8 protein-coding genes are annotated in these 14,476 nt (G+C 41.7%); 1 reads left to right on the top strand and 7 read right to left on the bottom strand.

Going from position 1 to position 14,476, the window contains the following annotated elements:
- Window positions 1–15: 15 nt before the first annotated feature.
- The 7 genes from AC6H44_RS17975 to AC6H44_RS17945 all read right to left on the bottom strand — a co-directional run bounded on the left by AC6H44_RS17975 (window position 16) and on the right by AC6H44_RS17945 (window position 11,804).
- Window positions 16–2,367: a TonB-dependent receptor gene (locus AC6H44_RS17975; protein ID WP_500738590.1), complete on the bottom strand. Its 2,352-nt coding sequence runs from the start codon at window positions 2,365–2,367 to the stop codon at window positions 16–18.
- 200 nt (window positions 2,368–2,567) lie between these two features.
- Window positions 2,568–4,241 (bottom strand): RluA family pseudouridine synthase, encoded by a 1,674-nt coding sequence (locus AC6H44_RS17970; protein WP_500738589.1) that lies wholly within the window; start codon window positions 4,239–4,241, stop codon window positions 2,568–2,570.
- 101 nt (window positions 4,242–4,342) lie between these two features.
- Entirely contained in the window at window positions 4,343–5,386 is a 1,044-nt protein-coding gene (locus AC6H44_RS17965; RefSeq protein WP_500738588.1) for a TonB-dependent receptor domain-containing protein, read from the bottom strand.
- Between the two features lie 74 nt (window positions 5,387–5,460).
- On the bottom strand, window positions 5,461–6,678 hold the full coding sequence (locus AC6H44_RS17960) for a TonB-dependent receptor plug domain-containing protein (protein ID WP_500738587.1): 1,218 nt from the start codon (window positions 6,676–6,678) through the stop codon (window positions 5,461–5,463).
- Window positions 6,679–7,035: 357 nt separating this feature from the next.
- Window positions 7,036–9,084 carry a S9 family peptidase gene (locus AC6H44_RS17955; RefSeq protein ID WP_500738586.1) on the bottom strand — a complete coding sequence of 683 codons (2,049 nt, stop codon included), beginning with the start codon at window positions 9,082–9,084 and terminating at the stop codon, window positions 7,036–7,038.
- Between the two features lie 145 nt (window positions 9,085–9,229).
- Window positions 9,230–10,456, bottom strand: coding sequence for a threonine/serine exporter family protein (locus AC6H44_RS17950; RefSeq protein WP_500738584.1), 1,227 nt, complete (start codon window positions 10,454–10,456; stop codon window positions 9,230–9,232).
- A 127-nt stretch (window positions 10,457–10,583) separates the two neighbouring features.
- Window positions 10,584–11,804: a glycosyltransferase gene (locus AC6H44_RS17945; RefSeq protein ID WP_500738582.1), complete on the bottom strand. Its 1,221-nt coding sequence runs from the start codon at window positions 11,802–11,804 to the stop codon at window positions 10,584–10,586.
- A 221-nt stretch (window positions 11,805–12,025) separates the two neighbouring features.
- Here AC6H44_RS17945 and AC6H44_RS17940 point away from each other — a divergent pair, with 221 nt between their 5' ends.
- The gene (locus AC6H44_RS17940) at window positions 12,026–14,467 is read left to right on the top strand and encodes a S9 family peptidase (RefSeq protein WP_500738581.1); all 2,442 of its coding nucleotides are present in this window, start codon (window positions 12,026–12,028) and stop codon (window positions 14,465–14,467) included.
- Window positions 14,468–14,476: the final 9 nt, after the last annotated feature.

Genomic DNA, 14,476 nt, shown 5'->3' with positions numbered 1-14,476 from the left:
TATCTCTCAAACGATTTAAAAGTTGTGGGTCAGTGTCAGCTTGGCGTTAATAGGTAACTCTGGGAACGCGAGTGTAGCCCCAAAATAGCCGCCTTCAAACACAGGTCGCCAGTTTTGCTGATCGGTTATATTATTTACATCCAGCCTTAATTTAGTCGCAGCAGTAATCGCGTAGCTAGTATTTACATTTATGGTATGTTGATCGCGTATATATACGGTTGCCAAAAAGTCCAGTGGGTAGCTTTTAGAGTACATCGCAGAAAATCCGGCTTGCCACTTAGGTGTAATTGTGTAATTAGCATTAAGGCTTAATGATTGCTCCGGAATACCTTGCACTTGACGATTCGAGGGAGCAAACGCTGTGTAACTTGGCGCACCTATGCCATTGCCAACAATAATGTCGGGACGCGAGTTGTCAAACGCATCGGCTATTTGGGCTGAATCTTGACCTGTAGCAGAGTTGTCGTAGCGTGCATCAATGTAGCTGTAACCTGCACTTAACCAATATGGGTAAGCGTCATAAAATACTTGGCTTTCAAATCCAGAGGTACGAATGCCGGTATTGCTACCATCGCGATTACGTAAGCTTCGGCGCTGGCTAAATAATGCGGCATCAGCATACCAACTGCTTTGGGCTGGTGCATACTTTACACCCAATTCAACTAAGGTATTTTCGGTGGCAAAATTTTGTGCGCTAATGGTGTTATCAGCAGCTAGCGTATTACCGCCGGCCATACTATTTGCAGTCGCCTCGTTGTAACTTGCTGCGCCGTAAGTGGTTAAATCGTTATTGAGTGAGTAATTAACACTTAGCTGCGCTGATTGCAGTGTATCGTTAATACTATCACTGGCTGCTATTTGCCCTTGAGGGGCAATTGGATCGCGTGCCTCTACATCATAAAAATCAACTCGGTAACCTGCACTCGTGCGAAGTTTATCAGTCCACTTTGAATCGTGTTGAATGGCTATCCCTGTTTGCCAAGAGCGCGAATCGGTGGTGTCTGATAGGTTAAAATCGCCACTGCCATCGCCGTTTATATCGTACTGACCACCAGGCGATACAAAAACACCTGGGCGCAGTTCAACTAAACGCGCTTTTTGTGCGTCGGTTAATACAATGCGACGATTGGCAAGCGGGCCGGTTAAATCAATAGGGGTGTCGGCTTCGGTAGTAAATTGGCTGTAGCCAAGTACCTTGTTGTAGCGCACATCAAAGGCAAAAAGTGTTTGCTGCTCATCACGCCACTGGTACGTTAGTTCAGTACGATTTTGTGCGGTATCGGCGCCATCTATTATTTCAACAAAGCTATTTTGTGCTATTTCTTCACGCTGTAAATGTTGAAAGTAACTAATATTTTTTATCGACAGGGTATCTGAAAGCACACGATTATAAATACTGTGTAATAGGTAAGTAGTGGCTTGGTTTAGATTATCTGGATCGGTCAGTACGCGGCTGGTATTAATTTTCACTTGCCCTGTAGGCGATATAATTGAGCCCGCGCTTGGAATCGTGCTGCCATTTGCTTGTACACCTTGGCCGGTAATATAGAGGCTATGATCTATAAGCGCTTGCGTGGGGCGATTTATCCCTGCGTTATCAGTAAATTTTGTTTGATATAATTCAAAATTAATATCCCAACTGCTCTTATCATCCGGTAAAACCCGTAATGCTGCAAATAAGCTATCACTTTTTGTGGCTGTGTAGTCATAATAACTGCCGTGGTCAAGATGTTCGTAGCTAATGCGTAGGCCTACTTTATCATCAACAATGGGGGCGGTGTAATCAAGCTGTGCTGTGTATTGATCCCAGCTACCAGCAGCAAGTTTTACATTGCCTTTTCGCTCATCGGTTGACGCTGTTTTAGAGTGTAAGTTGACAAAGCCACCGTTACGTTGGCTTGAACCAAACAATACTGGTGGCGCGCCCTTAACTACATCGATTTGCGCTATGGCGTTAAACGACAGGGGTACACCAAAGCCATTATTACCGGCTTGGCGGCGTGTACCATCTTGAAATAGCTCGCCCAATTGGCCACGTATGGTTGGTAAGCTGGGAGCCCCAAAGCCACTGGCTGCATATGTATTTGGACTTACAGCAAGCACATCATGCAAGGTGGTAATGTTAAGTTGTTCAATAAGGTCTTTAGAAATTGGCGTAATTGAGCGGGCAATATCTTGCAAATTAAGATTGTCGCCAAAGGGACCATTTATTGTGGTATTTTTTATAGAGAGATTTTTAGATTTAAGCGCTTGGCCTGCCACCTCAATTCGCTCCATAGTTTCAGTATCGATTGTATCATTAGCTTGAGCAGCTAAAGGCAAGTGTAAAAGGGGCGCGAGTGTTAAAGCCAAATACGTGTATTTCAAATCGTGTTTCTCTATTTTTATGGTTTGATGAGTACAACAGACCAAGAAAGGGACAAATATCTTTCAGTCAATTGTAAATTTTTATACTTTTAGTCATCTTGCAAATAGTAGTGCATATTTAAAAAATAATTGATTTATAGTGCAATTTATTCTGGATAACAGCGCATTCTATACGACTTTAATTGATTTTTAGTTTAGTTTTAAAAATCAGCGGCGACCTCAAACTCTAATCGGGTTTGTGTAATAGGGTGGCTAAAGGCTAAATACTCGGCGTGTAAATGTAATCGCTCTGCTTCTTCACCGTAATGGGTGTCGCCAACGATAGGCGTGTTTAATCCTAAGTGGTGAGCACAATGAACGCGTAACTGATGGGTACGGCCTGTTTTAGGATAGAGCGCCAAGCGAGTGGTGTTATTTTTACGCTCCAGTACTTGCCACGTTGTCAGTGAGGGTTTACCTGTTTTATAGCACACCATTTGCCGTGGTTTATCATTAAAATCGAGCGTTAAAGGGAGCTCTACAGTGCCTTTATCTTCGCTAATAGTGCCAGTCACTAAAGCAACGTAACGCTTTTCTACACTGCGCTCGATAAATTGTTTTTGTAGTGATTTGTGCGCACGTTTATTCAATGCAATCATTAATAACCCTGAGGTCGACATATCTAATCGGTGCACAATAAGCGGGCCTGAGGCTTGTGGGAATTGTGTTTTGATGCGCATATACACTGAATCGTCAATGTTGATCCCCGGTACTGATAAAAATTCAGCGGGTTTATTCACGACTAATAGATCATCGTCTTGATAGATAATAGTTAAGTCTTTGCCTTTAGCAGGGTTGTTCAGTAACGGATTTTCTTCAACATTTAAGCCTTTTAGCATGTGCCCCAAAATAGGCTGGCATTTGCTATAACACGATGGGTAATAATGTAAGTGGTGCCTAATTGCTGATTTAGGGGGGGCGCCCCACCAAAATTCAGCCATAGCCAGTGGCTTTAAATGATGAGTGTAAGCATATTGTAATAATTTAGGTGCAGCGCAATCACCGGCGCCGGCTGGCGGCGTATGTTCTGGTGATTTTGCAAAAATAGCATTTAAGTCAGTAACTTCGCCGTTTGCATTTAAAAACTGGTATTGGGCAAATAATTTTTTTTGTAAGTTTTTAGACAGTGTTTTACGCCGCTTTTTTAATTGTTTTACTCGGTCAGTATGTTGCGTAAGTAATTGCTCAAGTTGCGCTATTTTAATTTGCCACGTTTGCTTTAATGCGTGTAGCTGCTTTTTTTCAGCAATGCTTTGTCCTGCAAGTTTAGCTTTTAGCTTTTCAACGTCGTGGGCGTTAAGTTGATCGCTGGCCATTTGTCGTTGTTTTTTACGCTCCTTACGGGTTAATTGCATTGCTTGTTGTTTAGCTAAAAGCTGTTGCTCATAACATGCTAACGCAACGGCTAATTGCTGTTTGGTTTCTTTGTATGCACTGCTGTTTTCTAATATGTGTATTTCACTATTGATTTCATTGATGACTTTATTTTGTGTTAAAAATACAGGGTCATTCAATTGCATATCTGACACGGCAGGTACAAATGAGATTGATGTGTTCAACGCCTTGTGTTGTCCTGAATACGCGGCTAAAAACCCTATTTGATCGGCTTTATTTTTTACAATCAGTACGCCAAACATTTTCCCTATTGTCTCATCGCTTACAGTTTCATTTTGTTGATAAGGTATTGCCGTATTAAGCTGTTGCTGTAATTGCTTAGTAGCAATAACAGCCAGCGGATGAGGCTTATAATAAAACGGAAACGTAAACTGTTCAGGTAGGGCTATCGTATTGATATTTTCATTAAAAGGGGTAAAACACACAGCAGAGTTATGCATAACAGTAGCGCTTAAAACAACAAAAAAGTAATTGTCGCAGATCATACCATAGACAAGCTAAAGGCGTGCATTAATGCACGCCTTTAGCTACATAAAATACCTTAGAAGCTGTAGCTCATTGATAACCAAACACTGCGTGCTTTTTGCGTGGTGTTGTAATCAGAGGTACATTCAAATTCATCTTCTGATGCAGCGAGCAAACAGCTTCGGCTAGATAAATCATCATCGAGTAAATTGTTTACTCGCGCATTGAGGACTAAGTTGTCGTTTATTTTATATTTAGCGGCTAAGTGAAACAGCTCATAAGGCTTATAATAAAGTTTTTGTGTTTGTGGGCCTTGCGGACCAGATACATTGGCAGTACCACGAAAACGGTCACTACGAATTTCAGAAACGAGTGATACCGTTAAATCTTCCATTGCTTGCCAATCAAGGGTTACGTTTGTCATATCTTTAGGCGTATTTACCAGCGGTAACCCTTCATCGCGGCCACTTTTAACTTCACTGTCGGTGTACGTGTAATTACCTCTTAGTGTTAAAGTATTCGTTATGTGCCAATTTGCAGCTAACTCGAGGCCACGTGTTGATGATTCATCAACATTAGCAGCTTGTGAAAACTGAGTGATGCCTATAGCGGCCCAACCATCGCCTATTTCAACACATGGCGCACCTGCTGGGGCAACTTCACAATTTGGTAAATTATCTTGATTAATGATCTTATCTTTAAAATCATTGTAAAACACCGTTACGTTACCACTAAAATCATCACTACCATTAAAGTAAGCGGCCATTTCGTAGTTTACACTGGTCTCAGGTTGTAAGTCAGGTGTGCCAACGAAAGGGCGAGTACCTTGGCCACCAAAGCCGGTAATGCCTGGGAATAATTGATTTGGCTCTGGTGTTTTATAACCAGTACTGATCCCCCCTTTCAAGGTCCATTCATCTGTCGGAGAATACGCTAAATAAGCACGCGGACTGACTTGTGAGCCAAAAATATTATGGTGATCATAACGGGCGCCGAAAGTTGCAGTTATATCTGTGGTTAATTCCCAATTATCTTCTGCAAAAATAGCGGTTTGGCGGTGGCTTTGAGTCGTACCTTCACGGAAACCATCCCCGTACATACCAAATACACCATCTTCCATTTCGGCATCAAAATATTGTCCGCCTACTACAAAATAGTGGTTATCTATATTTGATTCAAACTTAGTATTAATAATTAAGTTATTAAGTTATCAAGTTTTAATGTACGCATGGGGCGCGGTAAAAAAGTCTCATCAAGTTGAGCGTAAATTGCATCCGTTAGTTCTGGCTTGTCGGTGCCTTGTTCTTGTACCGCTTGGTCCCAAATAGCTTGCACACCTAAACGCTCTTGTACATTTAAAGGCAATGAACGACCAAAGTTTTCACTGCTGCTTTGAGTAATGCTGCTGGTAAGCGTGCCAGCGTCATAGCGGCCAACATGGGCGAGGACAAACTGTTCACGCTCAACACGTTGATAAGGCGTATACCCTACGCGTGGCTGCACTATGCCGCCGCGAGCACGCCATAGACTGTTAGGGCTATCAAGCGTGCCTGTTTGACCTTCTGTGTTGTCATAGCGTTGCTTAGCAACATCGTATTCAAAGCTCAACTCGTTTTGTTTATTTACTTGGTAGTTTAACGTACCACCGACATTGTAATTACGTGCGGCAACAATTTTTTTATCGCCAAAACTGCCATCATCTACCCACATAGTACCATCTGGAAGTTCGCGGCTTTCGCTGTAGGTTGGCTTGCTTTCGTCACGGTCATAAAAGCTACCGCGTAAAGCATAAGTAAGGTTATCTATGCTGCTTGGTCCCGTTAAATATAAATCGACCTTATTATCATCACCGTATTGTGAATCAGTTTGAATATTACTGCTTACGGTCGCGCTGCCATGAAGCGTATCAAGATTTTTACGGGTAATAATGTTAATCACACCACCAATGGCATCTGCACCGTATAAAGTAGACATTGGCCCACGAACAACCTCAATACGGTCAATGGCTTCAAGTGGCGGCATATACATAAACTGGCTGTTGCCAAAGTTATTTGGTCCTATATTACCAACGTCGCTTTGACGACGGCCATCAATAAGTACCAAGGTATAACTTGCCGGTAAACCGCGCATAGTAATGCTAATGTTGCCGTTTTTATCTTGTCCTGCGCCTACGTCAATCCCTTCAATATCTCTTAAAGCGTCTGCTAGGCTGGTAAATGGTTTGTTTTTTAATTCATCGCGTGAAATAACCGACACACTGGCTGGGGCATCAATTAATTTTTGTTCGTACCCAGAGGCGGTTACAACCATTACTTCCATATTTGCAGTGGTATTATCGTCGTCTGCTAAAACGTATGGAGCCGACAAAACTGCGCTGATTAATGTAGCCAAATACAGTGGACGTGATTTCATTTTACTTCCTTTAGAATGCTATTATATGTAATACTTAAAGAGGTGCTTATAGTAATCATTATCAATTGCATTTACAATTATTAATGTCTGCTTAATGTAATTTTTATACAGCAGAGGGTACTAATTCGTTAAATGGATGCGCAAGTTGGTGTTAAACGCATAAATAAAGAGAGAATCATTTATTTTTGTAAGCAAAATAGGGAGGCGTGTTTTTAAACGTTATTTTAAATTACTTAAATTAAGTCATTGTGAAAGCAAAATGCTCTATGCTTCAAATACAAACACCACCGTTGTGATATGTGTTTAACTATGAGGCAAGTGATCGCCTCATAGTTAATGTGTTTGTTTATGAGTGCTTTATTTATTAGCGTCTTTTATCGCTTTTAATTTTTCTGCATGGTTAATTTCAAATTCAGGCATGGCTTTTTTACCTTCTATTAAGTAATTATCCATCCAGCGCATTAAGCGTAAGCTGTAATCGTATTGCGCAGCTACTTTACGGTTACCATGTCCTTCACCTGGGTAGTATACAAGGCGTACATCTTTACCTTGTACTTTCATGTAACGGTATAACTCCATTGATTGGGCTGGGTGAACACGTGGATCGTCTTTACCGTGCATAATAAGCAGCGGTGTTTTAGATTGACCGGCCCAAAAAATAGGACTGCGCTCTAAATACCATTGCCATTTATCCCATGGGTATGAACGGGCATGAACTAGGTTCATTTCGTTTGAAATGTCAGTGGTGCCAAATTTTGAAAGTTGGTTGCTTATTCCAACAAACATAACACTTGCTGCAAAGTGCTCGGTTAATTTTGTTGCCCCCCAGGCTGATGCATAACCGCCGTAAGAGCCGCCTGTAATACCTACACGTTTTGCATCAACTAGGCCCATATCAACGAGATGCTGTTTAAAGTCAATTAAGTCGTCAAACTCTTTACCTGCATAATCGTTTTGGCCTAATTTTGAATAATCGACGCCTTTACCCGTTGAACCCCGGTAGTTAGGGTAAAATACCGCATAACCACGTGCGGCGCCCATTTGACCAGGGCGTGAATAGTTAGTCAGCCAACCGTCTTTATCATGGCTTTCAGGGCCGCCATGAACCGACATAATTAGCGGGTAGCGTATGCCTTTCTTATAGTCAAGCGGGTAAACTAGTATGCCATCAATTTCTACCCCATCGCGTGCTTTTAGGGTAATTGTTTCTTGTTTGGCAAAACGCTTGTCGTTTAACCAGCTATTGGAATCAGTTAAACGTGTCGATTTATTGCTACGTATAATAAATACTTCGTTTGGATGCGTTGCTGTATTACCGCGAATTGCAAGTGTTTTGTCTGAGTTTGACACACTTAACTGTGAAGCAATGAATTTGCCTTCGTTAACTATTTTTTTGTATTTATTAGAGCCTGCTTTAATGCTCGCTACAAAACTTTGCGTGCCCACATTGGCAATAAAATTAAGCGTATTACGCTTATGCGACCATTCAAAATCAGCAACGTGGCCCATAAAGTTAGGTAACCATTCAGTGATTTCTGCCGTTTTAGTGTCGGCAATAAATAACCGACCCGTCGCAGGGTCATGCTTATCTTCTGCGCCTAAAATAGCAATGTATTTACCATCATGAGACAGCTCTGCATCGCCAAGCTTCCCTTCGGTGTTAAACGATAAAGTGACTTTGTTACTTGTAATATCAAACAAATGCCATTGCGATTTCATGTACTTATCGTCAATTAATGCACTTGGCTGAGTTTTAACCAGTAATTTATCCCCTTGAGCTGACCAATTTACATCGCTTACATAGTGGTCAATATTCAATGGCGTTGGTGTAAGTGGTTTATCTGCTTTGGCTAAATCAACAATAAACAGCTGTTTGTTTTTTAAGCCTTGCTCATAAACTTCTGCTTGAAAGCCAAGCTTTTTAAGTTCTTTTTCTGACTTTTCTGCCGCAGGCATGGCTAAAATAGCCACTTGTTTGTTGTTTGGGCTTAATTTATAGCTTGAAATTGAAGTGTCTTTTAAAGCAAGAACATGTTGTGCTTGACCGCCATCAACAGGAATTTGATATAACGCGGTAAACTTATCGTCTTTTAGCTTGGCTAAAAAATAAATTGTTTTACTGTCGTTTGACCATTGTATGCTTTTAATATTGACTGAACCAGTGATAAAAGGGCGCTCAACGCCTTTATCATCTACAACATAAAGTTCACTGTAATTACTGCCGTTTTCATCAACATATAATGTGCGCGGTAACGATCGTGTAAACGCGATGTTGTCGCCATCTGGACTAACGCTGGTTTGGATCACAGATTGGATTTTTGGGATATCTTCAACGGTTATGGCCGATTGCGCAAATGCCAATGAACTTGAAAGCCCAATAGCCAGTGCTAAGCTAGTTTTTAGCATGATTTTTCCTTTGCTTTATTAGATTTTGGTCATTATAGCAAGGTGCACTCAATTTACTAAAAAATGCGATTAATCCTCAAAAGAGGGCGTTTAATGAAGCAGTTACAGCAGTGATGGTTACGCGCCATGCTCAGCGCGTATCCATTTATAAACTCTTTTTCGGTGGTAGTGCGACGTTGGCGAAGATTAACCCAGCCACCAGTGACATAAATATTAGGAATGTTTGTTGACCAATGTGCTCGGCATACACAAAGTCTTGCCCTTCTATTAACGAATTTAAACCAATATAGGTTTTGCTACCAGGGACTAATACAATCAAACCTTGCATAGCCACAATAGAAGCGGGTGCGTTCGCTATTCGATTAAATAAGTTACTAAATACACCCACCAAAAATGCGCCTACAAAAGTGCCGAGTGTGTAATCTAAATACATTGCCGAGCCAATGCTGGTGCCATAAGCAATAAATCCAGAGGCAATTGACCAAGTAGCATGTTTTAGTTTGGTTCTAAAAATCACAATTAAGCTACTACAAAGTAAAAATATGGCTAACCATGCGGTCCATTTTGGTAAAGGCTCAGGTTGTACAAAGTCGGCTTGGCCGAATAGTGCAAAACCAATAGCAATACCAATAAATGCGCCAAAGTAGAGTTTAAACAGCAACATAAAAGAGTCCATTACGCGTGCTGTGCCTGAGACTAAATGCCTTGCTGCTAATTCGGCTAAGCCAAGTGCTAAGGCTAAACCGGGTATAAATACAATAATAGCAGAGAGAACAATTAATCGAATATTAATATGCGCGTCTAAGTAAACGCTAATACCGCATGCTAGAATAGCTGATACAATCGCTACCAGTGGCTCGAGCATGTGAGCAACACGCCTAGAAAGGCTAGACCACAGTACAAACAAGTATACAATAAAGGTTAATAAAGCGGACCAAAGAACGTCGTTCCAGCTGGTGCCCATGAGCATTGCAAATGCACCCCCCGACGTGGCAAAAGCAAGGCCCGTTATGATCTTGTTATAAGGGTTAGGTGCGTCAAAAATAATATCAAGTTGCTGGTCCACGTCTTGCAATGTTAATTCATCATTAAGCATTTTATTCACTAAATCATCGGTATCTGCAAGCGAACCTAAGTCATGATCGCCCGGGTCAACGCGGGCAACGTGCGTGTATTCATCTTCATGACCATCGGTCCAAATAACAAAGGTGACCGATGTAGGTGACATAACAAACGATGATTTTAGACCAAGGTATGTGGCCACCTCCATTAAGTGGGCTTCTAGGCGATAGGCAGGGGTGCCGTATTTATGAAGCATTTTGCCCAGTTTAACGATAAATTTGCGCTTTTCTGTAAAGGTTGCGGTTTTCAAATGTGTATTGAACCAAAATTTAAATTATTCAGTTAAAAAATATAGACAATGCAGCTTAAATTGCCTAGTAATGATGGCGGGATTCTATCTACAATTGCTGCTATGTCTACTGTTTTTTTAACATAAGTTACTTATTTTTTGCTGCAATCCATTGTGCCATGTATTGGGTGCTGCGCATGGTATGGTGCTTAAGCATTTGCCCAGTAAAGTTGGCTTCGCGATGTTGGCCTAAATTAGCTAACGTTGTAGTTATTTTATTTATGAAATCAACTGATAATATTTCTTTGTCATAAAAGGTTGTAAGCAACTCGAGCGCTGCTTTTTGTGCTTGATTAAATGCATTTTCATCTTGATAAAGTGCAACGGCTACGTCAGCAAACTGTTGCGGCTCGCAGACTACCCTTCCTGGCCACTCTAAATCACCATGCATGCCTTCACTGCCGATAGGCGTTGTTACACTGGGTGTTTGCATGATCATCGCCTCTAACAATTTGCCTTTTATACCGGCACCAAAACGCAGTGGCGATAGACATACGCGGGCATCTTCCATGACTTGACAGGCATCATCCGCCCAACCTTTTATTAAAAAGCCGGTTTTTGGATTATTTAAGGCCGTCGCTTTTGGTGGCGGATAAGAGCCATAAATATGTAGCTCAGCCTGTGGTAGTTGTTTACGGATCAGTGGCCAAATTTGTTGTAAATACAACACAGCATCCCAATTAGGGGCATGTCTAAAATTGCCAATGGTCATAAAGTGCTGGCGTTGTGCAAACGTTTGAGTGCTACTAGGTAATGTAGCTAAATCGACCATAAACGGCAAATGGTGTAACAAACCGCTATCTACCTTGAATACATTTGCTAGCAACTGCATTTCAAAACTGGAAATAATTAAGCTTAAATCACAGCGTAATATGGCGGCAATTTCCCTTTTGGCGATGTCTGAATGCAAATCACTGTAACTAAATTCTCGCCCGCCTTTGTGGGCTTCGTGGCGCGCATTACGTAGGCATTGTAAATCTTCAGTATCTAAAATCTTAAGCGCATTAGGGCAGTGCTTATCTACACGCCAGCCAAATTGCTCTTCCATCATAAAACGGTCAAACATGACTATATCGGGGTTATAGGTTTTAACGTAGTCATCAAAGCTATCGCAATTAAGTGCAATGTTTTGGCAGGTTATGCCGTAATCGTGAAGATTAACCATGTGATCGGTAGGTTGTGCAGGAGTTGCAAATTCAACCCCCCATTTTTGTGCACGAAACGCATTTAGTAACGACATCATGTGCGTACCCGCAGCGGATGAATTGGGCTCTGGCCATACGTAGCCAATTACCAGCACTTTTTTCATTGGCTAGATCTCTTGTATTTAAAGTTTTTTGTACGTGCTTAGCAACAGCCTGAATACGCTGTGCTCTATAACGCAGTAGCGATAAGTAAATAGTTGCCAAGTTTAACTTATTCGCCTTACTTAAGCATCATTTAGCTGATTTTATCCTTGCTTAACACTTTATGAACAAGGTAAAACGTGTTTATATAGTCGGTAATATTTAACAAAAAAAGGATGAAAACATGAATGCTTTTAGGCTATTAATTGCCTTTTTCGGCTGTATTGTTTTATTGCCTGCAAGTTATGCAGAGCAAGGGTATCAAACCCCTTCACCAACGCTTGCTACACTCGTAGATGCTAAGTTAGCCCCGACGAGTTCGTTATCAAGTGATGGCCAGTGGCTTGCATTGTTTGAGCGAAAAAGAGTGGTATCGCTTGACGAGCTGGCAAAAGAAGAGCTTAAACTCGCGGGGATAAAGCTAAATCCTGCTAACTTTTCACGCTCACGCGTGAACGCAAAATACAGTGCGCTAGAATTTAAACATGTACAAAGTGGGACTGTGGTGAACGTGAATAATTTACCACAAGGGATTATTCGCTCACCCCGTTGGTCGGCAAACAGTGAGTATTTAGCGTTTATTGTTGAGCAGCCTCACAATGCGCAACTTTGGATTTATAACGTTAAAACCAAACAAGCGAAGCAGTTAAGCGAGCTTGCACTTAATTCTGTCATCACTGCCACACCTTATCAGTGGTTACCCGATAGCACCGCGATTGTGGCTAATTTAGCGGTAAATTTAGACAAACCAAGATTAATCAATAATACCCAAAGCACGGTGCCGATTATTCAACAAAGTACCGGCGAAAAAGCCCCAGCGCGTACTTATCAAAATTTATTAACCAGTGCGTTTGATGAAGCACAATTTAAGTTTTATGGCCAAGGCCAATTAGCGTACATCACGCTTGATGGCAAAGCTCAGCTTATTGGCCGTGCTGGTTTATTTAAATCGTTTTCAATTTCGCCCGATTCGACCAATATTTTAGTGGCGACTATCGACGAGCCATTTTCGTACCAAGTGCCTTACAGCCGTTTTGCAACAACATGGCAAATATGGGGCATGCGTGGGTATTCATTAGTGGAGCTGGCAAAGCAACCCCTTGCCGATAATATTCCACAAGGCTACGACAGTGTACGAACAGGCCGACGAGATTTTGAGTGGCGCGCTGATCAAGGTGCTGAGGTTATTTGGGCGCAGGCGCAAGATGGTGGCGACATGAAAACTGAAGTTGAGCACCATGACTATCTTTATAGCCTACGCGCGCCCTTTAAACGCGACCCTAAATTATTTGCCAAAGTAGAACGTCGTTATGCAGGTATACAATGGGGTAATGACAACATGGCTATGCTAACAGATTGGCGTTTTAGTGACAGACAAGTGCGCACTTATGTCATACAACCACGTAATGCTGACAGTAACCGCGTGTTATTTTCAGAGCGCAGTTATAATGATGCTTATAAAGATCCTGGTACCGCAATTTACGAACGTAACGATTTAGGCGCTAGTGTAATAAAAGTAGTTGGCGGGCGTTATATTTTCCTACGTGGCGATGGTGCATCTGAAAAGGGTAATATTCCGTTTTTAGATCAATACGACGTAAAAACAAATAGCACTAAACGTTTATGGCAATCACAAGCGCCTTATTACGAGCGTGTTCGTGCATTATTGGACGATGAAGGCACACAATTTATTACTATTCGCGAGTCTAAAACGCAGCCGCCAAACTTTTTTATCCGCGATTTAGACAAAGACTCGCTAACCCAGCTTACTCAATTTGAGCACCCGTATCCTGCATTTAAAGGGGTGACAAAAGAGCAGTTACGTTACACCCGTGATGACGGCGTTGAGCTTTCAGGTACGCTTTATTTACCGCCAGGATATGATAAAACACAAGGACCATTACCAGTGTTAATGTGGGCATATCCACTCGAATATAAAGATAAAGCCGTTGCCTCACAAGTACGCGAATCAGAATATGAATTTACTTATATAGGTTATTGGGGCCCTATGCCTTACCTTGCTAAAGGCATTGCGGTGTTTGACGACCCTAAAATGCCAATTGTAGGTGTGGATGGTAAAGAGCCAAACGACTTATTTAGAACGCAATTAGTCTCAAGTGCTAAAGCAGCGGTTGATGTACTGGTTGAAAAAGGCATTGCTGATAAAGATAACATTGCTATCGCTGGGCATTCGTACGGTGCGTTTATGGTGGCTAATTTATTAGCGCATAGCGACTTATTTAAGGTGGGTATTGCACGAAGTGGGGCTTATAACCGTACATTAACGCCATTTGGTTTTCAGGGTGAAGAACGTGACTTTTGGCAAGCACAAAATGTTTACGCTGCTATGTCACCGTTTTTTCATGCTGAGAAAATTAACGAACCTATGTTAATGATCCACGGTCAAGAAGATCCTAATTCGGGCACATTCCCAATGCAAAGTGAGCGTATGTACGCCGCCCTTAAAGGCTTGGGTAAAGAGGCTCGTTTAGTTATGCTGCCATATGAAGCCCACGGCTACCGGGCGCGTAAAAGCTTATTGCACGTGCTGTGGGAGCAAGAGCAATGGCTTGATAAGTATCTGTTTACAGATAAAGAAGCAGATGTTGAAACAACAATAAATTAATTTTCTAGA

This window comes from Pseudoalteromonas sp. TAP-3C, from assembly GCF_059888565.1.
Note: the sequence above shows the minus strand (reverse complement) of the source record. Positions and strands in the feature narration are given on the sequence as shown.